The following is a 26,735-nucleotide window of genomic DNA, read 5'->3' as shown; positions in this document are numbered from 1 at the left end:
AGCAACCATGAACCTCAAGAAATTTCTGATCCGCTGCATGGCACCTGCTGGTGATGACGGCCCGGATGCCTCAGGCACAGGAACTGGCACGGCCGACACGGCGGCGCTGGACGATGACGCGTATTTCAGTCTCCCGGAGGAGGAGCGTGCTCGCCTGCGCGGCGATCAGGTCGGCGGCCAGGAATCGCCGACACCTGCACCAGCGGCACCATCTGCAGCACCTGCACCGTCCGCGAATACCGGCACCACGACGGGCGCGGCTGCGACGCCGGAGACCGACCCCGAAGACGCTGGCGCGGAGAAGGGCGGCGGCATTCCGCGCGCGCGCTTCAACGAGATCAATGACCGTCGCAAGGCGCTCGAGGCCGAGAACGAGAACCTTCGTGCACAGATCGCCGGGCGCGGAGCACCAGCACCAGCCGCTGCACCAGCACCAGCCGCTGCACCAGCAGCTTCACCTACATCGCAGTCGCCAGAAATCAACATCGCCGAGGCAGAAGAGCAGTACACGCAGTTCATGCTCGAGGGCGACGGCAAGGCTGCATCGGCGCTGCGCCTGCAGATCAATCAGGCACTCCACGACCAGGCCTATGCGCGATTCGCGCAGGAGAGTTCGGCTCAGCAGGAGCAGTTGAAGATGACAGCGACGGTTGGCCAGCTGCTGGACCAATACCCATGGCTCGATACCGCTGAGGGGCAGGAAGCGCTCGACGCCATCGAAGGTGCGGTGTTCATCCGCATGCAGCGCGGCATGTCGCGCGAGCAGGCCACGGTCGAGTCCGTGAACCTGATTGCTCCGCGCTTTGCGCCAGCCGGTTCCCCCTCTAGGGCTGGACGCGACGGGGGTGCCTCTGTTGATATACGGGTACAGCGTGCCAACGAGCGTGGCGCAGCCGATTCGATGCTCCAGCCTGCAGCCTTGCAGGCCGGAATGGGGAATCGGGCAGCGCCCCAGAAGATCGATGCATCGAAGCTGTCGGACGATGAGTACATGGCTCTTCCGGAAGCAGAGCGCAAGAAACTGCGCGGCGATGTGATCTGACACGCAGGGCCGGTTTGGTCTCACCCACCAAGCCGGCCGTCACTCCAACGGGTTGTCGCCTGGGAAGGCGTTAAGCATCTGGCGCTCTTGGCCGCCCAAGCCATGTCTCTCGCAGTGGGCGGCGTCATGTCCCGAAGCAATTCATCTGATTGGAGCAGGACATGGAAACCAATTTTGCAGCACTGTCTCCGGTTGAAAAGATCAACTGGGGCCGAGAAGTCTGGGGCGCGGCGCGCGACCAGATGTTCATCAAGAACTTCACCGGCAAGGGTGACAACAACGTCATCCAGCGCGTGACCGAGCTGACTGAAACCAACAAGGGCACGAAGTGCGTGATCCAGTTGGTGGCGGATCTGATCGGCGACGGCGTCAAGGGTGACAACGAGCGCGAAGGCAACGAAGAAGCCATGGAGTCGCACTCGCAGATCATCGAGTGTGATCTGATCAGCCACGGTGTGACGAACAAGGGCAAGCTGTCGGATCAACGCTCGACCATCGACGCCCGCGCCCATGGCAAGGACAAGCTGTCCTACTGGTTGGCCAACCGCAGCGATCAGCTCGCGTTCCTCACGATGTCGGGCATCAGCTATGCGTTCAACAACGATGGCTCGCCGCGACTGGACTCGATTTTCCCGTCGCTGGATTTCGCCGGGCTGGTGACGGCACCGTCGCCCAAGCGCTCGTTGATGTGGACGGGTTCCTCGCTGGATCTGTCCAACACATCGGCGATTACGACTGCCTTTGTGCCCAAGTACGACATGATCGTCGACGCAGTGGCCTACGCCAAGGAGCACCGCGTCAAGCCGCTCATGGCTGGCGGCAAGCCGTACTACGTGATGTTCGTGGCGCCAGGCACGCTGGCCGCGCTGAAGAAGGATCAGGCGTATCGCGAAGCCGTTGTTGCTGTTGCGACCAAGGCGGGCATGGATTCGCCATGGTTCACCGGCGCGACGGTCACCGTCGATGGTGCGGTGATCCACGAGTTCAATCTGGTCTACAACACCAAGGGTGCGGCAGCTGGTGCGAAGTGGGGCGCAGGCGGTCTGGTCAACGGTACTCGCACGCTGCTGTGCGGCGCTCAGGCGCTGGCGATGGGCGACATCAAGACTGCCGAATGGGCCGAGAAGCTCTTCCAGTATGACAGCCGCTGGGGCATCAACGTCGACAAGATGCTCGGCCTTCTGAAGCCGCAGTTCCACTCGATCTACGACAAGTCGGTCGAGGACTTCGGTCTCGTCGCTATCGACCACTACCTGCAGTAAGCAGGCCGGGGCAGGGCGCAGGCCCTGTCCGTTCCCTTTCTCCCTGTTGCTGAACGGAGCACACCATGTCCATCAAGAAGAATGCCTCGCGCCAAGAGCTGATCGTGGCGCACCTCACCATCGGCTTTGCCGACGTCACGACCTACGGCACGGCCGAACCTGCCATCGATCTTCCCGGCAATGCTGTGGTGGTCGGCGGCGACATCGTGGTCACCACGCCGTGGAACAGCGCGACGACTGCCACGCTGAAGCTGGGTGATGCCGCAGACGATGACCGCTACACCGCCGCTGCGGTCGATCTGAAGACCGCCGGCCGCACGGCGCTGACTCTCACCGGCTTCAAGCACGGCGTTGCTGAGTCGCTGAAAACGTTGGTCGCCCAGACCGGCGCGGCCGCCACAGCTGGCAGCGCGCGCATCACCATCCAGTACTTCGTCGAAGGTCGCTCTGCCTTCACGCAGGGCTGATCGTTGTTCAGTGGTCGAGCCTTCAGGGCTCGCTTCGCCCTTGCAGCCTCGTGCTGCAGGGCGCTTTTTACAAGGACCTCATCATGAAATTCCGTTCTCCCTCCGTCGAGCAGCCTTTGCACGTCGCTCTGACCTCTGGCCACACGATGGTCATTCCGCCCGACAATGAAGGCGTCGAAGTCCCCCAGATGTTTCTGCGTGAAGCCATGGCCCGTGGTGCCGTGCTGGTCGAAGGCGGCACTGCCGAGGTCCGCACACAGACCCTCAACCGCCAGATCGTGCTGCGCGAGACGCTCGAAGCCATGATCAAGGGTGCTGACAAGGAAGACTTCACCGCGGACGGTAAGCCCAACCTGATGCGCCTGAAGGCCAAGACCGGCTTCCCTGTCACGCGCGAGGAAGCCGACGCAGCGTTTGACGAAGTTGCCGCAGACCTGAAGCAATGACCGTCGATCAGCTCCTCGCCGCATTTCGGTCTGACCTCCATGATGAGGTCACTCCGTATTTCTGGTCCGATGCTGATCTGGTGCGATACCTGAACAGCGCGGTGCAGGAGGCGTGCGAGCGGGCGAAGCTGATCGAGGATCGCTTCACGCCCGCCGTGTGCAGCATCCAGCTCGTACCCGGCCAATCGATCTATGACCTGCATGCCAGCGTGCTGGAAGTGAAGCGCATGACGGTTCGCGGACAGGTCATTGATGAGACTAGCGTCGAAGATCTGGATTGCGAATCGCCCGGTTGGGAGTCGCGCACGGGGAAGCCGCGCTACTTCGTATTCATCCCGGCTACTGGCGCGAAGGCGCCATGCATGTGCATTGTGTCCACGCCAACCGTTGCCGACACGCTCGCGCTGACCGTGTATCGCGGCCCGCTCAAGCCGCTCTCCGAAGACCGTCTGACGGATCGACCGGAGATCCCGGCGCGATTCCACGAGGATCTGCGTCATTGGGTCTATCGCTGCGCGTACCTGAAGAGCGACGCGGACAGCTTTGACAAGGCCAAGGCGCTCGAGCACGAAGCCTTGTTCATCAGCGCATTCGGCGAACGGCCTGATGCGAACGTGCAGCGTAAGCACCGGGACCGCGCGCCGCCCCTCGTGCAAAGCAGCTGGTAGCTCTCCCCTCTAGGGTTTTCATTCTGGGGACATCGGGCCGAGACTCTTCTGGTAAATCCAGAAGGGATCATCATGTCTCAACCACTGTCCGCCGCCGCGAAGCGGCTCCTGGGCGTTGCGCGCCCAGCTCCTCGATTCCGTGATGGCGGCCTCGTTCGAGGTCCCGGCACTCCTACATCCGACTCCGTGGACGCGAAGCTCTCACGCGATGAGTTCGTGCTGCCCGCCGACACCGTGCAAGCCGTTGGCCTCAGGTCGTTGCGCGACCTCGTGGACTCCACGCATGAACCCACGGGTAAGCAGCGGCGCGGCCGTCGCTTTGCCGATGGCGGCATGGTGGATGACGAGCTGAAGAAACCCAACAGCTTTGGCGACGCGGCAGCAGCGACGACCAATCCGGGAGTGACGCAGGCGCCACCAGCACCACCGGCACCAGCACCCGCTCCAATGCCGTCGCCTTCCTCGCCTTCGAACACCTTCCCCGGCAATCGCATTCAGGGCGACAGCGGGTTTTCTGGTGCACCTGTTTCAGCATCGGCTCCAGTTGCTCCAACGTCTGCTGCGGCGCCCGCCAAGGACTTCACGCGCGACGAACTGATTGCCCAGATCCCGAAGGACGAAGGCCCATCCATCTCCACGGGTCGTCAGGTCGGCGACAGTTGGAAGGACTCCGAGATCGGCCGCAATGTTTACAACTCGGCAATGGCAATACCTGGTATCTCTCGTGCATTGCCCGCTGTTGCCAGCACTGGCCAAGCCGTCAGTTCAGGTATCAGTGCAGCATCACGACTGCTTGGCAACGCTTCCGGCATGATCGCGAGTGGCGCAGCCATGTCGGGCGCTGCAGCGGCGGCGCAGACTCCCTCGTCGCCTGATGCAACTGCTGGAGCTGGCGCCGGGCGTGGCCGCATCAATCCAGAGTTTGCCGATCCGAACAAGCCGCCACCAACATCCACGGTGCCGACTGCTGCCCCTGCACCCGCGCAGCCGTCCTGGGATCGCTCGGGCATGACCAATGCCGACGTCGGCGCTGCGAATCCGCAAGGGCGGGTGACCGCTCAGCGGCAGGCCAACGGCACCATGTCGTTCAGCGGAAACGACGTGTCGGGGCCGGTGTCGTACACCAATGCCAAGGGCGATGCGCTGCCTGGTGCGGGCATCAATGGCCGTGGCTTTGGTAGCGTCACCACGGCCCCAGCAGGCTCGCGCATGGCGATGGATGACAACGGAAACTACGCGTTCGCGACGAGCGGCAGCGGCACCAACGGCGGCAGCGCGGCTTCACGGCTGTTGAATGCTGGCACGCAGTCGCCCGTGGGTATGACACCCGAGCAGGCAGCTCAGGCTGGACTGATCGCCAGTGCAACACCCGTTGGCTACAACCCTGCGTATGACCAGCGATTGAATCAGGGGAACGCAGCTCCCGCGCCGAACGGCGGCCAGGGCGGCGGCGGCGATGCTCAGGCCCGTTTGATGGCTGCAGGCACTGCAGGATTCACAGGCGTCATCGGCCAGCAATCGGGCAATGGAAATATGTGGTCGCGCACGCCCGAGCAGCAGCGCCGCGATGCCGAGGTCCAAGCCTCTTCGATCCACCAGAAAACGGCTGCTCAGGGCTCGAATGCTTTGCGTTCCTTCGAGGCGCAGGATCTTGAAAACGTTCGCGGCGGCAATGCGCTTCAGCGCGAAGCGATGCAGCAGTCCGGATCCATGGCGCGCGAACGGCTGCAGCAGATGGGAGCTACGGACCGCGCGAATATCAATGCCCGCCACTACGGTGATTCGAACGCTATTGCACGCGGGGAACTTGCCATCAAGCAGGGCACCGCAGCGCGTCAGGAGCGAACAGCCCAGCGCATCGACGACGCTGAGATGGCACTGCAGAACGCCAAGACGCCCGTCGAGCAGCGCAGCGCACGCGAGCGCCTGCTGGCCTTGCATGGCAAGTCTGACTCCATGAAGGATCGCTTTGTCACCGTGGGCGGCGGCCAGACGGTGCGCGACGGTCAGACAGTCAAGGAGCCGACCAGCTTGTATGACACGGTGGAAAAGCAGTGGGTTCAAGCTCCCGCACCCACCGAGCAGGCATCGCCCGCCGAAGGCACAAAGGTGCGCGGCAAGGATGGGCGCATCTATGTGGTCAAGAACGGCAAGCCCGTTCCCGTGGGAGGTTGAGCATGAGCAATGTGAACTGGAACGACTACACGCCGATTGACGATAAACCGGATGGAGCAGCGGCTGGCGGCGCTGTTGACTGGTCGCAATTTGAGCCCGTCGAGGAGACGAAGCCGGGGTTCATTCCCACGGTGAAACGCACGGCCGGGCAGATGCTCACCACAGCTGCGACAACCGCTGAGGATGTCACGGGCCCTAATGCTGTCACGCGCGCCGTGCAGGAAACAGGGCAGGGGATCATCGACCGCAATCCTGCGGGCATCCGCAGCTTGCGTGATCTGGTCAACAGTCCCTGGCTCGCAGTGAAGGAGTCGGTCGGGCAGTTCGCGCCGCAGATCGCGGCTGCAGGCGCTGGTGGTATCGCTGGTGCGAAGGCGGGCAGCGCCATGGGGCGTTTGCTTGGCCCTGCAGGTGCAGCGGTTGGTGGCACCGTCGGTGGTGTCGTCGGCGGCTTGGCTCCGATTTTCACGCAGGAATATGGCGGTATTCGGCAAGAGCAAAAGGAGGCTGGCCAAGAGGACAAGGCTCGCGCTCTGGCGGCGGCCATCCCTGCAACGGCGCTCGAGCGCGTGGGCATGGGGAAGGCGCTCAGCGTGCTCAAGGGCGTGCCCGGCGGCGCTGCTGGAACCGTCCTCAAAGAAGTCGGGAAGGGCGTACTCAAGGAGGGCGCGACCGAAGGTGCACAGAACGTCATTGAGCAGTGGGGTGCATTCAAGGATCCGACCAAGGCCGAAAACATCGAGGACACAGCGCTCGCGGCAGCCATGGGCGGCATCGGCGGTGGTGTGATGGGTGGCGCTTCGGGCGTTGCTGATCGTGTGCGTGGCCGGGGTCAACAGTCTGCCGAGCAACTGCCTGCCAATGCGGTGCCTGCTGATACCGCTCCGGTCGCAGGTGATGGCGTGTCCGTGGTTGCGGAGGGTGGCGTTGATGCATCCGTCGCACCAGACGACTCGACGCCCGCAACGCTCTTCGCCGATCAGGCGGGGAATGTCGGTCCGACGCCCGAGGCCACCAGCAGCGCGGCAGCCACTCCGGCAATCAATCCCAACGATGGCCCGATCTCCAAGGTGGCATCACAGGCCGCAGAGCTGTCGCTGGTTCCAGAGACTCCGGCACCGGTGGTACCCGATGCGCGCAATGTGTTGGGTGATGCCATTGATCGCCTGACGCCAGAGCAGCAGCGCGAGGCCCAGATGCTGCAGGCGGACTTGGGCAACGAAGATCTGCCTGCTGGCGTTCGTGCTTTCCGCGAAGGGGAGGCGCGCACTCTTGCATCTGCGGCGGCGCCAGTGGAGCCCGGCATACAGGATATGGACAGCGGCCGTGTGATGCGCGGCTTTGATGCTCGCAGGCCTGATCTGCAGGGGTTTGATGCCCACAAGCCTGATCTTCCTGACGTCAACACGTACGCGGACCTGATCGACAGTGCCGTGGCGCCAAAGTACCGGGAGCAAGTGCGCCAGCGCCTCAACGATGCTCAGAACCCTGCGCTGCCACCGCAGCAGCGTGCAGCCGCCGCAGAGTTTCTTCATGGCATGTTCTCGCCGGAAGCACTTTGGAATGCTCGCAATGCAACGTCAACGCCAGAGGCACCCCTGTCCTTGCAGCCCAGCGAGCAGCAGCGCTTCGGCAACGAGATTGATTTTGCGCCCGATGTGCAGGCGCCAGCACCCGCACCCTTCGCCGAACAGATCGCTGCACTGGCGATTGCGGACGGCAAGGAGCCTGGCCAGGCGCTTCGCCTGAACGAGGCGCATGCCCTGCGCAATCGTGCGATCGATGCTGGTATCCCGGCCACGGTGGTGTTCCATCCCAGTGGGCGCGGCTACGACGTGCAGCCGTCCGTGCGGTTGACGGCAGAGCATGGCGCACCTGTTCCGTCCGCTGGCCCTGCCATGCTGTCCCATGACTCGAGCTCAACGGGGCGCATGCTGGCCGGTGCCGACGGCGTTCGAGCCGAGTCTCGTGCAGAGGTCATGCAGCGCGTCAATGAAGGGCGCGATCAACGCATTGCGCTGGAGCAGCAGCGCGCGCAGCGCGAGGCGCTCGGGATGGACAACCACACGCGTATTTCTCCGGTGCGCGAGGCGCAACCAGCGCAGGTGCCCGCCACGGTGCCGCAGGCAGATGGCCGCGTCATCGATGTCACGGCGCGCGAAGTCAAACCCGCCCAGATGGGCCACGCCCGCGGCGCGCAGCCCATGCCGGAGGTCTATTCGCCACGCCATCCGACATGGCGCACGAACGCCATTCAGGCGGGCATGGTGGCGCGTGATCTCGGACTGAACCCGCGCGGCAAGCGCGTGTCGCAGATCGTCGCCGAGATCGACGCGGCGGATGCGGCTCAGGCCGAAGCAGAACGAGGACAACCAAATGATGTCACCCCACGAAATCTACGGCTGCGAGATGAACGCTCGCAAGGCGCTGGCAGTGCTGCGCAAGACGGGGCAGGTCGGCCGGATGCAAGCCCGGCTCCTGCTGTCGGCACTCGACAACGGGTCGATTCCGCTGAGCCTCGCGCCGCTGTGCGACAAGGTGTACCTGATGCAATTGGCTCCGGCGAACGTGCTTCCGCTGTAGCTCCGGCAGCACCAGCAAAGGTGCAGCCCGTGGCGCAAGGGTCGGATCTGAAATCTAACCCCTCGTCTGGGAACACGGCCGGGACCAAGGCCGATGATTTTTTCGAGGACATACCGTTCCGTCGCACTGGCAGCAGCACCAGTACCTTCTCGCCCGAGGCGCGCATGCAGGCCATTCGCTCAGTGGAGCAGACAGTGAATGCCATCCGTGCAGCGTGGGGCGGCAATGCCGATGTGGTTGTGGCGTTCGACATGCAGGATCCCGTGGTGCCCGAGAGCGCCCGCCGTGCGGACCTCAAGCAGCGCAGCGGCGGCGCGCGCGGTGCGCCCGAGGGCTTCTACTATCGCGGCAAGACCTACTTGATGGCATCGCGCCTGAACTCGCCGCAGGATGCCGCGCGCGTGCTGTTCCATGAGGTGCTCGGCCACCACGGTTTGCGTGGTCGCTTTGGCAAGGAGTTGGACACCATCCTCAACCAGGTGGCCAACATGCGCAAACCCGAGGTGGACGCCAAGATCAAGGAGTACGGCCTGCGCGGCGTGAACAGGCTCGACCGCCGGGCCGCGGCCGAAGAGGTGTTGGCCAACTTGGCCGAGACGCATCCGGAGATGGGATTCGTGCGCCGCGCGGTGGCCGCCATCCGTACCTGGCTGCGCGAGAACGTTCCCGGTTTCAAGAACCTGGAACTGACCGACGGCGAGATCATTCGCAGCTACATCTTGCCCGCGCGCGAGTGGGTGATTCGGGGAGGTGCTGGAGCAAATGGTAGTCTGGAGACTTCATTCAGTCGATCCGACTCCATGCCCACCGAACTTCCAGACGCCATCATTGGCGACGCACTGGGCGCAGCCTCGAAGCATCCCGACTACGCGGCGGCGAAGGCGGGCGACGTTGAAGCGGCCGTTCGCCTCGCACAGGATCTGGTCACGCCCGATGTTGTTGCGAAGGTGAGGGCAGCGATCGGCGATGCTCGGCCACTCGTGGTGCCGGTGGCGGCGGAAGAGTCAGCCGGCCGCAACAAGATCCCGCGTGCTGCGGCAGAGGTCTTGGCCCAGCGTCTGGGACTCGAAACAGCCAGCGGCATCGTGCAGGCCAATCGCGCGCACCGCACGGGTCTGGATGGGCTGGATCGCATCTTCGCGCCCGTTGACTTCGCTGGCACAGTTGCGCCCGGAGACTACCTGCTTGTGGACGACACGTTGACTCAGGGTGGCACTTTCGCCGCGCTGGCCAGCCACATTCGCGAGGGCGGTGGCACGGTCACTGGCGTGGTTGCGTTGACCGGTAAACAGTACAGTGCGAAAATTCAGCCCTCATCTGAAATCCTTTCCTCACTTCGACAAAAACATGGTGACCTCGAACACGAATTCCGCGCCGCTACCGGCTACGGCTTCGACGCGCTCACCGAGTCGGAGGCCCGCTATCTGGCGCGATACGAACCGTCTCAGCGACTCCGAGATCGAATCGCTGAAGAAGGACGACGCGGACGCGAGCGTCAGGATCAAAGCCATTCTGGCCAAGAGCAAACAGGCGACGACGACGTAAGGTTCAGCCGCTCGGCCGACGACACGCCCGCCGCCCAGCGCGTGGGCGACATGCTCAAGTCGGTCACCGTCACCAACATCAAGAAGCAGGCCGGGTTCAAGGCCGCCGATCTGCGCCATCTTGGACTGCAGATGCTGGGACGCCGCCAACTGGTGGACGTGTATGGCGACATGCTGCCTGAACTGCGCACCTACAGCGATCTCATGGCGCGCATGGATGCCGACAAGAACGAGGCGGGTGCTGGTGCGGATCAGCTTGCTACCGAGTGGGGCAAGCTCAAGGACGAGCGCGCGCTGGCCGAGCTCATGCACGACTCCACCCTCGCGCAGATGGACCCCACGCGCGAGTACCAGCAGGGCGACAACGCCGTGCGCTACGGGGATCTGCACCGCCGCTTCAATTCGCTCTCGCCCGAGGCCAAGGACATTTACACCCGGGCCCGTGACACCTACCGCAAGCACATGCGCGACATGCGCAACGCCATCAAGGAGCGCATCGAGCGAGCCGAGATGAGCAGCGAGCGAAGGGCGGAGATGCTCAAGCGCATGGACAACGAGTTCTTCGGGCACATCAAGGGTGTGTATTTTCCGCTTGCCCGCTTTGGCCAATACCTGGTGGTGGTCAAGGATGCCGAGGGCAAGGTGTCCAACGTGAGCCGCGCGGAAAGCATGTCGGAGGCGGATGAGATGCGCCGGCAGATGCTGGTGAATTTCCCGGCCGCACAGGGCTTCAACGTGGGCAAGGTCCTCAAGTCCAAAGACTTCGTTGCCGATCGCGACACCGTGGGCCGTGGCTTCATGGAGCAACTCTACGGCGTGCTGGACAAGCAGGGCATGGATGGCAAGCAACGCGCCGAGCTCGAGGACGCGCTGGGCCAGCTCTACCTTTCGTCGCTCCCCGATCTGTCTTGGGCGAAGCACGGCATGCACCGCAAGGGCACGGCGGGCTTCAGCCAGGACGCACGTCGCGCCTTCGCGCAGAACGTGTTCCACGGCGCCAGCTACTTGGCCAAGCTGCGCTACGGTGACCAACTGCAGGAACAGCTCGGCGACATGCAGGAACGCGTGGACGGCTCCGCGCATGACACATCTTTCGATTCCGTGAAGGGTCAGCATGTGGTCGACGAGATAGTCAAGCGCCACGATGCGGCGATGAACCCGAAGTCGAGCGCCGTGTCTACCTTCCTCACCAGCCTCGGCTTCATCTTCCATCTGGGCCTGTCGCCTGCATCGGCCATGGTCAACCTGACGCAGACGGCGCTCGTGGCCTACCCGGTGATGGGAGCGCGCTGGGGATTCGGCAAGTCCAGCGCTGCGTTGTTGAAAGCCAGTCAGGAGACCGCACGCGGCAAGAACGACATCACGGGCGCACTGAACCCCGATGAGCGTGCAGCCTTCGACGAAGCCGTGCGCTCGGGCGTGGTCGATGTGACTATGGCGCACGATCTGGCCGGCATCGCGCAGGGCGAGGACCGCAACGTGTCGCACAAGCTGGCGCCAGTGATGCGTGTGGCCAGTGCCATGTTCCACCACGCCGAAAAGTTCAACCGGCAAGTGACGTTCATCGCGGCGTACCGGCTGGCGCGCGAGGCTGGTGCTGATCAGAAGCAGGCCTATGCCGATGCCGTGCAAGCCACCTACGACGGCCACTTCGACTACAGCGCCAACAACCGCCCGCGCTTCATGCAGGGCAACTGGCAGAAGGTGCTGCTGCTGTTCAAGCAGTACAGCCAGAACATGGTCTATACCTTCGCGCGCAGCGCCCACCAGGCGCTCAAAGGTGCGTCTCCAGAGGATCGCGCGGTCGCTCGCAAGACGCTGGCCGGCCTGCTCACCACGCACGCTATGGCGGCCGGTGTGCTCGGCCTTCCCATGGTCACCACGCTGCTCGCCGCGGCATCGATGCTCGGCGGTGACGACGATGAGCCATGGGATGCGCAGGTCGCGCTGCAGAACCTGCTGGCCGACACCTTCGGGCAGAAGCCTGCCGAGGTGCTGGCTCATGGTCTTTCACGCCTGACCCCATGGGACATCTCCGGCCGCGTGGGCCTCGACAAGCTCATCTTCCCCGACGTGCAGGAAGGCCTCGAAGGTCAGCGCCTGGGCGAAGCTGCGATGACCGCCGCACTCGGCCCGGTGGCGGCCATCGGCGTGAACGCGTTGAAGGGTCTGCAGGAGATGGGCGAGGGCCGCTACGCGCGAGGACTCGAAACCATGGCACCGACCGTGCTGCGCGGCCCACTCAAGGCGTTCCGCTACGGCACCGAGGGCGTGAAGGACAAGAGCGGCATCGTGATTCAGGACGAAGTGGATGCGGCGTCATTGCTTGGCCAAGCCGCCGGGTTCTCCCCCTCCGACGTGCGCAATGCCTACGAGGGCAAATCCGCCATCGTCGGCCACGACAAGGCGCTGCAGGCGCGGCGCAGCGCGCTCGTGGAGCAGTTCGCCATGGCGGTTATGTCCAAGGACGACGAAGGCAAGGCCGATGCTCGCGCGGCCATTGCCAAGTTCAACGAGAAGAACCCGAATCGCAGGATCCTGCCGATGCAGTTGGCGCAGAGCGTGCACGCCCGCCAGAAGCGGATCCGCGAGGCGGAAGATGGCGTGTATCTGCCGAAGAAGCGGCGTGATGTGCTGGAGCAGGGGAGGTTTGCGACTGGCGATTGAGGCGATGTTGACTCAGCACTGTTCGTAGCGAGTACACAACGCTGGCACCAATGACAAAGCCACCTGAACCCCAGCCGTCACGGCTGGCATGGGGTTGCAGGTGGCTTTTTATTCAAAATGTGCCTGTTCAAGCGGGCTATTTTTCATTCTCATGTCGCTCATGCGGCATTAACCCCATTTCGCATTTTGCAAGCCGGTTGGCACCCAGTTCAATTAATAGCTCGACATTGGCTGTCTTTTTTCCCATGTATGCGTAATGAAGCGGAGTCATTCCATACTCGCCGATCTCTTCTATATTGGCGCCGCCACTTATCAGCGAGGTAATATCCTCTGGGGTGCCTTTCCAAGCTGCAATGTGAATAGGCATTTCCCCAAATACATTCTTCTGAGTGATTTCGGTTAGTGGTATGTCTAGGCCGTTATCATCCGTTAGAGGCCACCAATATTGTTCCAATTTTTTAAGCTTGGTTAGCATGGCTTGCAATCTCCTCTGTCGAGACGACGTTGAAGTTCATCTCTTTCTTTCTCTAGTATTTCTATTCTCTTCGCGTGTCCCGCATTAAGCATGCCGCTGTACCATCTTTGTGTTAGGAGCTTTCTGACAGTAATGGCGCGATTATAATGTTCAATTCTTTTTTTATTTCATCGCAATTGGGATCGTTAGGATATTGATAAGGCGGTGGTCTCACATCTAGATCTTTGACTGCGTCACGATCATTAATAAACTTTCCGTTTTCAAGAGGATCGGGTGACCATGGACTGTAGTCTCCGGTTGGGGCAGGTAAATTGTGGTTAGTTGACCATACTCCCCAGCCGATAGTGGCGGCCGTTGCTCCAACGCCTATAGCACAGGGAATTGGGCCGCCAAAACACAAGGACATTGTCGGCTGAAGTCCTTGTGGATCGGTGTACTTTAGCGGATTGCCCTCGACATAGGCAAACTATATACCTCGACTGAAATCTCCAAAAATTAAAAATCCCAACACGATAGCCAAGATTGCCAAGCACGAAAAAAATGTCTTCAAATACCTAGATTTTGGATTTTTATCTTTTCCCATTGGTGCTTCTTTTGAATTTGTTAATGGTGGATCCGTACATTAAATCAGCATTGTGATCAATAATATCCTCAATGCTAGGGTATTTTGGTGAAATGCGATGAAGCAATTCCCCAGTGCTTAACCCAATCCGGTCATACCAGCTTTCATTTAGATGCTGCATTTCATGGGCCATTGTCTGAAGAAAATCATCTATCTTGCAGTCTGGCACTGACACCCCATCCGGGCCATATAAGTCCGCGTTATATTTAATATTCCCGCTTAAGTCAGTTCTGCCAGCCAAGAGTTGCCCCAAAGTACCTGACAAGCTGGGAACCCCTGTTACAGAATTAGGCCTTCTTAGGATTTCAGGAAACGAGCCTTGCAATAATTGAATGGCTGTGTCTATCTGCTCTCTCGTTGCAAGTCCCATCGGGTCCACAGAATTCAGTGGATTAGACCCCACATAGGCAAACCGATTCCACCCCCCATCCAGCCCAATCGGATCAGCCTGAATGTACCGCCCACTGCTCGCATCGTAGTACCGATTGATGTTGTAGGCGAGTCCGGTTTCCTGATCCCACTGCTGTCCGGGATACCGCAGGTTGAACGTCACGGCGGGCGCATAGCTCGGGGCGGTAGCGGTGCTGCCAGGCTGCAGGTAGCCAGTTGCTCCGGTGGTCGGCGTGACTTCGCCGAAGCCGGTGATCAGCCATTGCCATGCGACCTGGCCGTCGGCGTTGGTCAGGCGGCGGGGCGTGTTCAGGTGGTCCGTGTCAATCGCATAGATCCGTCCGTTGATCTGCGCGGCTATGGGTATCAGGCCGTTGGCGGTGGGCAGGTATAGAAGCTCGGTTGAATCGTTCTCTCCGGCGGGCGCGGCCGAGTTGCTGCTGCGCTGGCTGCTGTAGAAGCCCAGCGGGCTGGTGCCATCGTCGTCCGAGTAGAACGCATGCTCGGAGACTGATGCCCCTGCTGTGCGCGCATCGGTCTTGAGCACGCGCTGGCTGGAGCTGTTGTACACATAACTCACTGCCAGCGGGTCGATGCTGCTGGTGGTGCCGGTCAGCTTGGCGACCCGGCCATTGGGGCCGTAGTGCAGGTACTGGCCTGCGGCGCTGGTGAGCGAGCCGCTGGCATCGTACTCGTAGGTCTTGGCGGGGATCGTTCCGCCAGCGCTGCTCGTGCTGGTCACGCTGGCCAAACGGTTGGTTCCTGCGGTACTTACATACGTGCGCGAAATCATTGTTGGCGAGTTGCCACCGATGTTCTTTGCAAACGCGCCGCTCGTGCGATTGCCATTGGCATCGTAGCTGTATCCAAGGCTGGTATAGCCAACTACATCAGGCAAAGTGACACCTGCGGGGAGCGTGACGGCGGGCGTGACCATCAACGCATGGGCGCTCGCCGTGAGGTTGCCAGTCGCGTTGTAGTTGAAACTGCTGGAGACCATGCCGCGCTGCGCGGGATCGCTGCCGCTGCCCGGAATCATGTGACTCTGTGCAATGGCGGTCACGCGCCCGGCGGCATCCCAGGTGAGATCCAGCAGGCCGCTGTGGATGAGCTGACCGGCGGTGTTGTATTGCCGGTTCTCAAACAGAGAGGACGGATCCGTCGGCGACATCTTGATGCCCGGCCACGTCCAGACCGTGGGCACGCCCAGCGGGCTCCACTGGAGAGCGGAGACCAGCGGAGCGCCATTCCACGTCAGCCCGGTGATGAGGCCCGTGCTGTCGTAGCTATACGTGAGCGTCTTGCCACTGGGGTAGGTGATGGATTGCAGACTGCCCGCGCCGCCTTGACCGGCTGGAACATAGGTGTAGCTGGTTGAGCGTGTCTCGCCACCGGTCAGGGTCTGCGTCTTGCGCACGATGCGGCTCAGGGCGTCGCGCTGATATTGCGTGGTGACGCCGGGGTCCTGGACTTCGCTCAGGCTGCCGATGCTGGCATTGGGCGCGTCGGTGGTGTTGTATGTGGTGCCGGTGAGGTCGTACTTCAGCAATGAAGTGGTGTTGTCGTTGTAGCTGAGCTTGGTGGTGCGGCCAAGGGCGTCGTGTTCAATGCCGATGGTGCGACCAGTTGCATCTGTTGTCGATGTCGCTAGCCCACGGATGTCAAACAGTGAATTTGTTGTCCCTGCATCTGGCGTCAACTCTTGTGTCGCATTCCCAAAAATATCTCGGGAATAATTGGTTGCAATGCCCTTGAAGTCAGTAGCTTTGGTAACGTGATCACCTTCGTTTCGGGTGATTGTTGCAACTGCGTTACTGGAGTTTGTTAGGGATTTGATTCTTCGAATTCCATCACGCACAAATGTGGTTTGAGTACCGCCTGCTTTGACTTGCTGAAGATCACCATTTAGGTCGTATGTTTGAGTAATGGTTTGCGATGGAATATCGTTGTATATATCTCCAATGGTGATGCTGCTGACCCTGTTTAAATTGTTGATGGACTTTGTTAATTTCCAGTATTCAATTTGATTGGCATCTTTTATTGACTCATTTATTCTATTGCCCATTGCATCCAGCGTGTATTGGGCGGTATATCCCCGATTGTCGGACCACCCAACTAAGCGGTGTGCATCATCGTATTGATATTGAATCTTGTGGCCGTTGTAAAACGTACTTGTATGAAGTAGATTGGTAGGTGAGTATAGAAAATCGGAAACTAACCCGCCTACATTGGCCTTGGTAATTTTTCCACGCGGGGTGTACTGAATTGCTGTCAGTATATTGCTGGGCGTGGTTGTGCTTGTGATGGCTCCATATGCGTCATAGGTGGAGCTTGTTACTTGTCCAAGTGGGTTAGACGTGGAAGTGTTGTTGCCAGCGCTATCATAAGTATATTTGGTTATGTATTGAGCGGGGTCGTAGTAGCGCTCTACCAATCCATCGGCGTTGTATTCCCAGCGTGAGGTGGATTGTGGTGCTGGTGCTGGTCCGCCAAATGAATGACTCAATAGTCTCCCACTGATGTCATATGTGAATGCGTTTTCAATACTGCCTGTCTTGATTTTTGTTGGAATATTGAACTCATGATGCCACTCTATAGTTGTAGACCGTATATTATCTTCGTAAATTTGTGTGAGTAAACTTCTGTCATTCCAACTTAATGCGGTGCTGCGTCCTAAGAAGTCTTCTTGGTTTGATAGAATTCCGTAATAGTTAGTTGTTTGACGCTTTATTGAATTTGACCCATCTGCAGATGGCAAGCTGGCGGAAGTGGACTGAATCCTTCCATCCATCGTCGTATTGTAGGCAAATTGTCTGACGGTCCCAAGCGGATCCTTGACACTAGTGAATCCATTCTGTGAATATGTGATGGAATAGGACTCTATGCCATTAGGTAACTCGGTCTTAATGGCTCTTTTGTTGGAGTCGTATGCAAATTTTCCCCACTCAACTCCCGTCTCGTCAATGATACCTATTAATAAATCGAGATCATTGTAGATATATATTTTTTCACTGCCATCTGGGTAAATAACGGACAGCAGATTCTTCTTGCTATCTAGGCTGTATGTGTATTGAGTGAATTTCCCTGCTTGATCTTCAATGCTGGAAATTCTGTCGCCAATGTATGAGAATGTGAGTTGTTTCCCAAAGTTGTTTTTGATTGTTGCTATTTTCGATGGGTCGGTGGATTCATAGTCGTATTCGGTTATCCAGTTGTTTCGTTCGATCTTTTTGCGAAGTATTCCATCTTCGGTGAAGACATAGGAAGTATCACTTTTCTGAGGTCTGAATGTCCATGTGTCGACGGAATGAATTAATGTGTCTGCTACATTGACATTGGTGGGCTCCCACTTGCCATTATTGGTTGGGGTGAACTCAACTAACTCTCCTTGTTGATTGCTGATTGCGACCTTGGGATACGTCTTTTTGAAGTATTTTATTAACTTCATATGGTGATTGTGGGACCACCCTTTCCCCAGATGTTTCGCACCTCCTTCGGGCGAGCCTCCGGAGTAACTTCTGTAATAGCGATCAAAAGTGAGGCCATGTGGGCTGGAGTCGAATATGTCAGATTCAAAGCGCAATTTTTCTCCAAAAGAGGGAGAGATCGGGTTTCCAAATAGGGACCCCATCTCGCACATATTCGACGCTCTCGGAATGATGCATTGATTTCTGATTTCTTTAAATCCATCTTGGCACTCACAATTGCCAGTAGTCAATCTTTCCTTTGTGTTTTCTGGGCATGTATAGGCCGGACCAATTCCCAGCCAATTTGATGTGGGAATGCCTTCGTCTTTTGTTGATAGAAAATAGCAGATATAATTATCAGGCCCATTGGTGCCAACTTGATGTCGATATGGGCCATAAGGCGGATAGGTTGCGAGGCGGCCAGCAGCGACCAGCTTTCCAAAAATATCTGCGCAGGCGCCTTCTGGTGATGCATGGATCTCGCTGTATATGTCTGCAGAATACTGAAGCCACCAATGTGTTTTTTCGCCAAGAAAAAATGCTTGTGACGTTAATGAAGTAATGGATAGTATTAATCCAATAAGAAAATTTAATACTTTGATTCTTCGGTTTTGCATTTTTCTTAAGTCAATGAGATGAATAATTTTTGAGTTTTAGAAGCCAGGTGATGCCGTATTAAAAATATAATATCGAAGATTTCTTCGTGCGTAGTCCAGATAAATACTGATTTTTGCTGAGAATTGCTCAAGAGTGCGCCACTCCTCCCCCGGCCCATACGGTCGGCAGGTAAAGGCAATGCATGATCACCACATGCAGCTCCCTGAAGTTTGACTTCTTTGCTCAGACTTTGCGCAAACGCAAGATCGACGAAGTCGGTGATCCGTTGCAGGTGATCGCACAGTACTTCAATGTCACCGAGTTCGCCGCATTGGTCGATGGATCAGTGAGCGCGGTGATTCCCAAAGCGGCTCGTCGGCGAATGCCGCGTGTGGCACTTGCCACGAGAGGCCCGTGGGAGATTTCCGTGGGAGAAATTGGGGGATAGGCGGGGAAATTGGGGGCACTTTTTTCGCTCCTCTCCTCTAGAGCGTTGATCTACAAGGCGTCCCGAACTGGTTCGAGTCCAATCGCGCCTACCAATTTCCCATTCGGAGATAACCAGATCCGAATACTTCAGGGACATTGGAGGGACATTCAGAACGAATGCCCGCTCAGATTAAACCGCCTTCTTGGCGGTTTTTTCGTTTCTGAGCATCTCTTCTGGTTTTTCCAGCTCTCGGCCACAGTCCGCCCCATCAATCCATTTCGCTTGGATGGTGAGTAGCATTCTCTTGGCGTTCTTGTGCCCTATCTGTCGGTTGATGTACGGAGGGTTTTCCACGGAGCCGAGTGCATCGCTCACGTAGGCGTGACGCGTCTGGTATGAATCGCTCTCATCCGAGGCCAAGGACATCTACGCCCGGGCGCGAGACTCCTGACGCAAGCACGCGCGCGTCGTGCGCAACGCCATCAAGGATCGCGCCGAACGCCCCGAGATCGAGGACGCACTGGGCCAGCTCTACCTGTTGTCACTTCCTGATCTGTCTTCGACGCCGCGAAGGATTAGCATGTGGTCGACGAGATGGTCAAGTGCCATGATGCGGCGATGAACCCGAGGTCGAGCGCGGTGTCCACCTTCCCCGCCATCCCCGGCTTCATCTTCCATCTGGGTCTGTCGTCTGCATCGGCCATGGTCAACCTGACGCAGACCGCGCTCGTCGCCTATCCGGTGATGCGCGCGGCCAGCTGGATGTTCCACCATGCCGAGAAGTTCAACCGGCAGGTGACCTTCATCGCAGCGTACCGGCTGGCGCGCGAGGCGGGCGCCGACCAGAAGCAGGCCTATTCCGACGCGGTGCAAGCCACCTACGACGGTCACTTCGACTACAGCGCCAATAACCGCCCGCGCTTCATGCAGGGCAACTGGCAGAAGGTGCTGCTGCTGTTCAAGCAGTACAGCCAGAACATGGTCTACACCTTCGCGCGCAGTGCCCACCAGGCGCTCAAAGGGGCGTCTCCGGAGGACCGTGCGGTCGCCCGCAAGACGCTGGCCGGCCTGCTCACCACGCACGCGATGGCGGCCGGGGTGCTGGGCCTGCCCATGGTCACCACGCTGCTCGCCGCGGCCTCGATGCTCGGCGGTGATGACGATGAACCATGGGACGCGCAGATCGCGCTGCAGAACCTGCTGGCCGACACCTTCGGGCAGAAACCTGCCGAGGTGCTGGCCCATGGTCTTTCACGCCTCACCCGTGGGACATCTCCGGCCGCGTGGGTCTCGACAAGCTGATCTTCCCGGATGTGCAGGAAGGACTGGAAGGGCAGCGCCTGGGCGAAGCTGCGATGACCGCGGCACTCGGCCCGGTGGCCGCCATCGGTGTGAATGCGCTCAAGGGCGTGCAGGATATGAGCGAGGGCCGCTACGCGCGAGGACTCGAAACCATGGCGCCTACGGTGCTGCGCGGGCCGCTCAAGGCGTTCCGCTACGGCACCGAGGGCGTGAAGGACAAGAGCGGCATCGTGATTCAGGACGAAGTGGATTCGGCGTCACTGCTTGGCCAAGCTGCCGGGTTCTCCCCCTCCGAAGTGCGCAACGCCTACGAGGGCAAGTCTGCCATCGTGGGCCATGACAAGGCGCTACAGGCGCGGCGCAGCGCGCTCGTGGAGCAGTTCGCCATGGCGGTCATGACCAAGGATGACGAAGGCAAGGCCGATGCACGAGAGGCCATCGCCAAGTTCAACGAGAAGAATCCGAGCCGCCGGATCCAGCCCATGCAGTTGGCGCAGAGTGTGCACGCCCGCCAGAAGCGGATCCGCGAGGCGGAAGACGGCGTGTATCTGCCGAAGAAGCGGCGGGATGTGCTGGAGCAGGGGAGGTTTGCGACGGGTGAATGAGGCGATGTTGACTCAGCACTGTTCGTAGCGGACACGCAACACTGGCATCAATGACAAAGCCACCTGAACCCCCAGCCGTTGCGGCTGACATGGGGTTGTAGGTGGCTTTTTAATTTTGCTGGACTAGCTGTTGCTAATTCTATTCATGAAGTTTTTATTAACATATGGATGATAAAGCTGTATTCCTTTTCCAACTTGTAAGCCTCGGTCGTTATTCTGTAAATACCTTCTTCTACCGATGGAGTGGGGTCGATTTCAATCTCACTGAAGGATAGCGCAGAGTCAAAAATTATCAACTCACCACCAAGGAGTCTCATGAATTTATCATTGGAAATAATATTTAAATCTTTTGGAAGATTTTTTAGAACATCATCTGCTAAATCTTCGGATTTACAGTATTCCCATCGAGCTATAAAAATTCTTTCTTTGTCTTTGAAGATTTTAGATTGCATAGGCTCATCGCCCAGAACCGCCACATCGTCCTTGCCGCTAACAATGACATCGATATAGTCGTAGATGGCGCATGCCCTCTCATAATCTGTTTCTTTTTTCTTGAGTGAGCTACCTGCGGTCCCCTTCCAATGCTCTGCAGACTTCTTGGATGAGAATATTAGCGGGCCCCCATTGGAGATGATCCACTTCATTATTTAATTTCCTCTGGTTTGATTTCCTCGAATTTGCCCTCCCTGGCGTCTACTGCAAGAAAGGCAGTGAGGGTAAAGACGTTGAGGGCCTGCATCGGGATTGAGGGCGTTTGGTGGTTGGTGGTCAGGAATCCAATTCCCACTATTTGTACCGGGGACAGTTGAGCCGCATGTATGACACCCAGTTGCATCGCCAATGTCATTTATTGAGTCTCTCTCTTCTGGAGTGAAATCTCTGCCAGGGCCGCGTGCAGGAATGGAGTCTCCTGCGTGAGGTCCTGGCTCAAGGGTGTTATTTCCTCCATCAGAAAATATCCAGTTCCATCCTTGCTTGCATAAATCCCACAAGGACCGTCCAGCTGCAGCTCCGCCTGCTCCGGTAATGATGAGTGGCCCTGCACCGCCGCCCACCCCAACCGGCATATTGTCTTGTGGTCGCCGAGGGAGAGTCTGCAATCCCCATGGATCAACCGCATTCAAAGGATTGCCGCTCACATAGGCAAACCGATTCCACCCCCCATCCAGCCCAATCGGATCAGCCTGAATGTACCGCCCACTGCTCGCATCGTAGTACCGATTGATGTTGTAGGCGAGCCCGGTTTCCTGATCCCACTGCTGTCCGGGATACCGCAGGTTGAACGTCACGGCGGGCGCATAGCTCGGGGCGGTAGCGGTGCTGCCAGGCTGCAGGTAGCCAGTCGCTCCGGTGGTCGGCGTGACTTCGCCGAAGCCGGTGATCAGCCATTGCCATGCGACCTGGCCATCGGCGTTGGTGAGGCGGCGCGGCGTGTTCAGGTGGTCCGTGTCAATCGCATAGATCCGTCCGTTGATCTGCGCGGCTATGGGTATCAGGCCGTTGGCGGTGGGCAGGTACAGAAGCTCGGTTGAATCGTTCTCTCCGGCGGGTGCGGCCGAGTTGCTGCTGCGCTGGCTGCTGTAGAAGCCCAGCGGGCTGGTGCCATCGTCATCCGAGTAGAAGGCATGCTCGGACACGGCTGCGCCTGCGGTGTGCGCATCAGTCTTGAGCACGCGCTGGCTGGAGCTGTTGTACACATAACTCACGGCCAGCGGGTCAGTGCTACTGGCGGTGCCGGTCAGCTTGGCGACCCGGCCATTGGGGCCGTAGTGCAGGTACTGGCCTGCGGCGCTGGTGAGCGAGCCGCTGGCATCGTACTCGTAGGTCTTGGCGGGTATGGTTCCGCCAGCGCTGCTAGTCGTGGTGACGCTGGCCAGACGGTTGGTGCCAGTCGTGCTCGTGTAGGTACGCGTGAGCTTGAGGGGAGTCCCCACGCCCGTGGCCTTGGTGAACACGCCACTGGTGCGGTTGGCGTTGGCGTCGTAGCTGTATCCAAGGCTGGTGTAGCCAACTACATCAGGTAAAGTGACACCTGCGGGGAGCGTGACGGCGGGCACGGCCATCAACGCATGGGCGCTCGCCGTGAGGTTGCCAGTCGCGTTGTAGTTGAAACTGCTGGAGACCATGCCGCGCTGCGCGGGATCGCTGCCGCTGCCCGGAATCATGTGACTCTGTGCAATGGCTGTCACGCGCCCGGCGGCATCCCAGGTGAGATCCAGCAGACCGCTGTGGATGAGCTGACCGGCGGTGTTGTATTGCCGGTTCTCGAACAGAGAGGACGGATCCGTCGGCGACATCTTGATGCCCGGCCACGTCCAGACCGTGGGCACGCCCAGCGGGCTCCACTGGAGAGCGGAGACCAGTGGTGTACCGTTCCACGTCATGCCGGTGATGAGGCCCGTGCTGTCGTAGCTGTACGCGAGCGTCTTGCCACTGGGGTAGGTGATGGATTGCAGACTGCCCGCGCCGCCTTGACCGGCTGGAACGTAGGTGTAGCTGGTGGAGCGCGTCTCACCACCACTCAGGGTCTGCGTCTTGCGCACGATGCGGCTCAGGGCGTCGCGCTGATATTGCGTGGTGACGCCGGGGTCCTGGACTTCGCTCAGGCTACCGATGCTGGCATTGGGCGCGTCGGTGGTGTTGTATGTGGTGCCTGAGAGGTCGTACTTCAGTAATGAAGTGGTGCTGTCGTTGTAGCTGAGCTTGGTGGTGCGGCCAAGGGCGTCGTTGTCGATGTTGATCATCCGGCCCGTGGCATCTTTGACTGACGTCGTCAGCCCGCGAGCGTCGAACGTAGAGCTGATGATGCCAGTGTCAAGAGACGTTTCTTGGAGCGCACCACCGATGGCATTTCGGCTGTAGTCGGTGGCCACACTTTTGCGGTCTTTGGCTTGAACAATGGCATCGAGTGCGTTGTAGCTGAGAAGAGCCTTGGCGTTGTTTTCATCACGGATGGCCGTGGTACGACGAAGGGCGTCGCGTGTGAGAGAAACGGTTTTCAGCAAACCATCGGAGATGGTTGCAAGATCGCCGTTGGCATCATAGGTAAAGCTCTTCTTTTGGTCCGCGCCAACTGTTTCGCTGCTGACGCGATTGATGCCGTTGAGCGTGCGTGCGATTTCAAAGGCGACGCTTCCAATGCTGTCGGTCGTTTTCTCGCTTGTCCGATTCCCGGCACCGTCAAGCACAAAGGTCTGAGCGTTTCCTCTGTTGTCAGTCCATCCAGTCAGTCTTTGCGCGGTGTCGTACGTGTAGTTCACCACATAGCCATTGGGGAAGATGGCCTTGGTCATGACTCCGTTGAGCTGATACTGATACGAGGTGGTAAGGCCAGCAACCGTCGAACTGGTGAGCCTTCCGCGCAGATCGTAGGTCAGCGAATAGGTGCGGCCCGTGGGGTCAGTGAAGGAAAGCAACCGCCCGCGATTGTCGTAATCCGTGAAGTAGGTCACGCGACCAAATGGGTCTGTGAAGGTCTTCCGGTTGCTGTTGGCATCGTAGGTGTAGCTTGCCGAGTAACCGCCTGGAGCCGTCACGGTCAGCAAATTGTCTTGGCCGTCGTATGTCCATTCGTGACGCTGGAATATCCCGGTGGATCCGGTGACTGACCAACTGATCATATTGCCTCGTTGGTCGTACTCCATCTCCTCAATATTGCCACCGCGCTCGAGCCGGATGGGCTTTCGGAAAAGCAGATGCCAACTGATATCGGTAATTCGTTCGGTATTTTTTTGACCTTTAGCCTCCGTTATTTTTGTGGGGAGTATTCTTTCTTTGTTCCATTGCCAAAATATTGCATTGTCTCTGTAGTCGGTTTCAAAATCCAAGAAACCATCCGCAGTGAGATAGATGCCTTTTTGGGTGCTGGTGTTAAGAGCAGAAAAGGGAGATGTGGTAACAGTGGATGCTAACCCGCTGGCTTGAGCTCTTGTGGTTATTCTGTCTCCAATGGGAGGGGTTATTGTGGTGATTCTGTTGCCCAGAGTATGATCGTAGTTGAATAAATATGTGTCCGTGTTGGGCGACTTTTCGGATTTTACAACTCTATTATCAGAGTATGTATACGAGCCAATTGAATTTCCTATCTCATCAATTTTGCCGATGAGTAGCTTGTCTGGATTGTAGGTGTATTTAAAAAATGATCCGTCGACAGATGTTACTTTGCTGAGTAGATTATCATCGAGTGAATATCGTACTAGATCGCCGGAACTTGGTTGTAATTCAACCTCGCTGGTGAGCATGTTTTCTGCAATGAGGACGGATCGATTGAACTGGTTTCTTATGGAAATTAGTTTTCGGGTGCCTGTATTGTATTCGTAGGCATATACGTCACCATTTGATGTAATCTTCTTTGTGACTCTGCCGTCTGCATTGAAGAAGAATTTTGTGTCTTCGCTGTTTGTATACTCCCATCCCTTTTCCTTGCGCTCCAGCCGTTGTCCAGGCGCTCCTCCGTTGAAGGTTCCGGGGACTTCACTACCAATGGCTGATGTTGAGGGCGGCACAAAACGATGAAAAATAGAATATTCACCTAGTGCTGAGTGTATATATAGCGTTTCATGCTCTCCATTTTTTGGGGATATGGCATTAGATGTTTTGTTCGTTCCTACATTTTGACGTGAACTGGTAAGCCATGCCTCGTGATTGTGAGACCAGCCTTTTCCGTAAAATTCTGGAGGTGTCGGAATTACTCCAGATGACCAGCCGCTATTGTAAATACGTGTGAACGTCAGCGGTGCAGCTTGCCTGTCAAAGTAGTCCGTGTTGGCTTCGATCTTGTTGCCAGTTGAGATTTGAACTGGATTCCCGGCAAGTGAAGGAAAGGTGTTGCCGGTTCGATTTCTGTCATTTCCGGAGCCGTCCATTGAACACATCTGGGGGAGTGAGTCTCGCCTTATGACGTTACGTGACACGCATACATTGCTGGCAATGTCGGTCATCCAACTGTTGGACCATTTGGCTATGTCTTCTTGGTTTTCAGGGTCAAAGCAATTGGCGTAGCGTGTTTGATATACGTATACACCACCTTTTGAATATACACATTCACCTTTTTCCTTGTCGAAGGATAACCAATGAATTGCGTAAGGTTGGCGACCCCAGAGCAACTGTTTTGATTCGATCCATGGATCGAGAGTTAAAGGCTCAAGTGGGCCGTCTACGGACCAAGAAACCGAACAAATATTTGTCCGTCCTTGAGAGAAATAGGCTACCGTTGCATCCATTGCCTCTGCTGCACTCGCTTTTGAATTTCCGCTATAGCCTGTGCCGTATGTAAATTCACTGAAATGCCTTGGCTTCATTACGCAAGTAACTTCATGCTGCCAGCCATTTTGCAGGCTCCCCATGCAGGTCCCTGCGAACGTCTGGGCTCTTAACTCCAACGGAAAATTGAATAATATTGAAAATATGAGGGTGTAGATCGAATTTATACGTCGCATGAGCTAATAACCTCTCTTTGGGGACGTACGAGCGTAGTCCATTGGGTGATCGTGTTCAATAGGGAGTCTCAGAAAGCACTCTGGATTTGCGCGGGGAAGCAAAAATTCTTTGAGTGATCTCTCTTCAGACGACTGAAGCTCAGCCAGCTCATAGAAGTCTTGAGTAGATGATGACTCGGTGAAATGAGCGCTTCATTGACTTCCAAGTTGCCGCACTTCGACTACACCATCGCTCGATGCTTTCTTTGTGCTTGTTGTTGACCGTCAGCTGGATGTACGGAGCCTTCAATTTGCACAGAATCGCAAACTGGAGAGTCAGCGGTATTACAACCTACAGTGCGGAGTCAAGAATTCAACATCGGTCTTGTCGATGAGTCGAAACGCAACCAAGGTGAGGCACAGGAGATGGCCTAATTTGTCCCCGGATTTCGAAGTGATCGGCGGGAGATTTTCGTGGGAGAAATCTGGGGATAGACGGGGAAATCGGGGGCGTTTTTCCCGCTAGCTCCCTCTAGAGCGTTGATCTACAAGGCGTCCCGAACTGGTTCGAGTCCA

The 26,735-nt window shown here is 58.0% G+C and carries 13 protein-coding genes and 1 pseudogene; 9 read left to right on the top strand and 5 right to left on the bottom strand.

Annotated features, from left to right (window positions below; translation table 11 throughout):
• Positions 1-7 precede the first annotated feature (7 nt).
• The 7 genes from G7047_RS14605 to G7047_RS14575 all read left to right on the top strand — a co-directional run bounded on the left by G7047_RS14605 (position 8) and on the right by G7047_RS14575 (position 12,854).
• Positions 8-1,042, top strand: coding sequence for a hypothetical protein (locus G7047_RS14605; RefSeq protein ID WP_166306697.1), 1,035 nt, complete (start codon positions 8-10; stop codon positions 1,040-1,042).
• Positions 1,043-1,203: 161 nt separating this feature from the next.
• Positions 1,204-2,304 (top strand): DUF4043 family protein, encoded by a 1,101-nt coding sequence (locus tag G7047_RS14600; protein WP_240939502.1) that lies wholly within the window; start codon positions 1,204-1,206, stop codon positions 2,302-2,304.
• Positions 2,305-2,369: 65 nt separating this feature from the next.
• Positions 2,370-2,771: a hypothetical protein gene (locus tag G7047_RS14595; RefSeq protein ID WP_166306694.1), complete on the top strand. Its 402-nt coding sequence runs from the start codon at positions 2,370-2,372 to the stop codon at positions 2,769-2,771.
• 83 nt (positions 2,772-2,854) lie between these two features.
• Positions 2,855-3,217: a hypothetical protein gene (locus G7047_RS14590; protein ID WP_166306691.1), complete on the top strand. Its 363-nt coding sequence runs from the start codon at positions 2,855-2,857 to the stop codon at positions 3,215-3,217.
• Positions 3,214-3,885 (top strand): DUF6682 family protein, encoded by a 672-nt coding sequence (locus G7047_RS14585; protein WP_166306688.1) that lies wholly within the window; start codon positions 3,214-3,216, stop codon positions 3,883-3,885. The genes G7047_RS14590 and G7047_RS14585 overlap by 4 nt, the downstream gene beginning before the upstream one ends.
• 72 nt (positions 3,886-3,957) lie before the next feature.
• A complete protein-coding gene (locus tag G7047_RS14580) occupies positions 3,958-6,060 on the top strand; it encodes a hypothetical protein (RefSeq protein ID WP_166306685.1) in 2,103 nt (700 codons plus the stop codon).
• 2 nt (positions 6,061-6,062) lie between these two features.
• The gene (locus G7047_RS14575) at positions 6,063-12,854 is read left to right on the top strand and encodes a PLxRFG domain-containing protein (RefSeq protein WP_166306682.1); all 6,792 of its coding nucleotides are present in this window, start codon (positions 6,063-6,065) and stop codon (positions 12,852-12,854) included.
• 136 nt (positions 12,855-12,990) lie between these two features.
• Here G7047_RS14575 and G7047_RS14570 read toward each other — a convergent pair whose 3' ends face one another.
• Both G7047_RS14570 and G7047_RS14565 read right to left on the bottom strand, forming a co-directional pair.
• Complete coding sequence (locus G7047_RS14570; RefSeq protein ID WP_166306679.1) at positions 12,991-13,329, bottom strand: ankyrin repeat domain-containing protein; 339 nt, start codon at positions 13,327-13,329, stop codon at positions 12,991-12,993.
• Between the two features lie 569 nt (positions 13,330-13,898).
• The gene (locus tag G7047_RS14565) at positions 13,899-18,425 is read right to left on the bottom strand and encodes an RHS repeat-associated core domain-containing protein (RefSeq protein WP_166306676.1); all 4,527 of its coding nucleotides are present in this window, start codon (positions 18,423-18,425) and stop codon (positions 13,899-13,901) included.
• A gap of 182 nt (positions 18,426-18,607) precedes the next feature.
• Between G7047_RS14565 and G7047_RS14560 the strand changes: the two genes are divergently transcribed.
• Positions 18,608-18,853 carry a hypothetical protein gene (locus G7047_RS14560; RefSeq protein ID WP_166306673.1) on the top strand — a complete coding sequence of 82 codons (246 nt, stop codon included), beginning with the start codon at positions 18,608-18,610 and terminating at the stop codon, positions 18,851-18,853.
• A 171-nt stretch (positions 18,854-19,024) separates the two neighbouring features.
• Here G7047_RS14560 and G7047_RS14555 read toward each other — a convergent pair whose 3' ends face one another.
• Positions 19,025-19,210 carry a hypothetical protein gene (locus tag G7047_RS14555; RefSeq protein WP_166306670.1) on the bottom strand — a complete coding sequence of 62 codons (186 nt, stop codon included), beginning with the start codon at positions 19,208-19,210 and terminating at the stop codon, positions 19,025-19,027.
• 219 nt (positions 19,211-19,429) lie between these two features.
• Here G7047_RS14555 and G7047_RS31510 point away from each other — a divergent pair.
• Positions 19,430-20,742 (top strand): annotated as a pseudogene (locus tag G7047_RS31510) (PLxRFG domain-containing protein).
• A 143-nt stretch (positions 20,743-20,885) separates the two neighbouring features.
• Here the strand turns inward: G7047_RS31510 and G7047_RS14545 are convergent.
• Complete coding sequence (locus tag G7047_RS14545) at positions 20,886-21,386, bottom strand: Imm21 family immunity protein (RefSeq protein WP_166306667.1); 501 nt, start codon at positions 21,384-21,386, stop codon at positions 20,886-20,888.
• Between the two features lie 3 nt (positions 21,387-21,389).
• Positions 21,390-25,964 (bottom strand): RHS repeat-associated core domain-containing protein, encoded by a 4,575-nt coding sequence (locus G7047_RS14540; protein WP_166306664.1) that lies wholly within the window; start codon positions 25,962-25,964, stop codon positions 21,390-21,392.
• Positions 25,965-26,735: the final 771 nt, after the last annotated feature.

The sequence above is a fragment of the Diaphorobacter sp. HDW4A genome, assembly GCF_011305995.1.
Classification (GTDB): Bacteria; Pseudomonadota; Gammaproteobacteria; order Burkholderiales; family Burkholderiaceae_C; genus Diaphorobacter_A.
Note: the sequence above shows the minus strand (reverse complement) of the source record. Positions and strands in the feature narration are given on the sequence as shown.

Coding starts and splice junctions, on each gene's coding strand:
- G7047_RS14540 (WP_166306664.1), bottom strand. CDS start 25,964: ATGGATGCAACGGTAGCCTATTTCTCTCAAGGACGGACAAATATTTGT.
- G7047_RS14595 (WP_166306694.1), top strand. CDS start 2,370: ATGTCCATCAAGAAGAATGCCTCGCGCCAAGAGCTGATCGTGGCGCAC.
- G7047_RS14570 (WP_166306679.1), bottom strand. CDS start 13,329: ATGCTAACCAAGCTTAAAAAATTGGAACAATATTGGTGGCCTCTAACG.
- G7047_RS14580 (WP_166306685.1), top strand. CDS start 3,958: ATGTCTCAACCACTGTCCGCCGCCGCGAAGCGGCTCCTGGGCGTTGCG.
- G7047_RS14600 (WP_240939502.1), top strand. CDS start 1,204: ATGGAAACCAATTTTGCAGCACTGTCTCCGGTTGAAAAGATCAACTGG.
- G7047_RS14565 (WP_166306676.1), bottom strand. CDS start 18,425: ATGCAAAACCGAAGAATCAAAGTATTAAATTTTCTTATTGGATTAATA.
- G7047_RS14560 (WP_166306673.1), top strand. CDS start 18,608: ATGATCACCACATGCAGCTCCCTGAAGTTTGACTTCTTTGCTCAGACT.
- G7047_RS14605 (WP_166306697.1), top strand. CDS start 8: ATGAACCTCAAGAAATTTCTGATCCGCTGCATGGCACCTGCTGGTGAT.
- G7047_RS14590 (WP_166306691.1), top strand. CDS start 2,855: ATGAAATTCCGTTCTCCCTCCGTCGAGCAGCCTTTGCACGTCGCTCTG.
- G7047_RS14545 (WP_166306667.1), bottom strand. CDS start 21,386: ATGAAGTGGATCATCTCCAATGGGGGCCCGCTAATATTCTCATCCAAG.
- G7047_RS14575 (WP_166306682.1), top strand. CDS start 6,063: ATGAGCAATGTGAACTGGAACGACTACACGCCGATTGACGATAAACCG.
- G7047_RS14585 (WP_166306688.1), top strand. CDS start 3,214: ATGACCGTCGATCAGCTCCTCGCCGCATTTCGGTCTGACCTCCATGAT.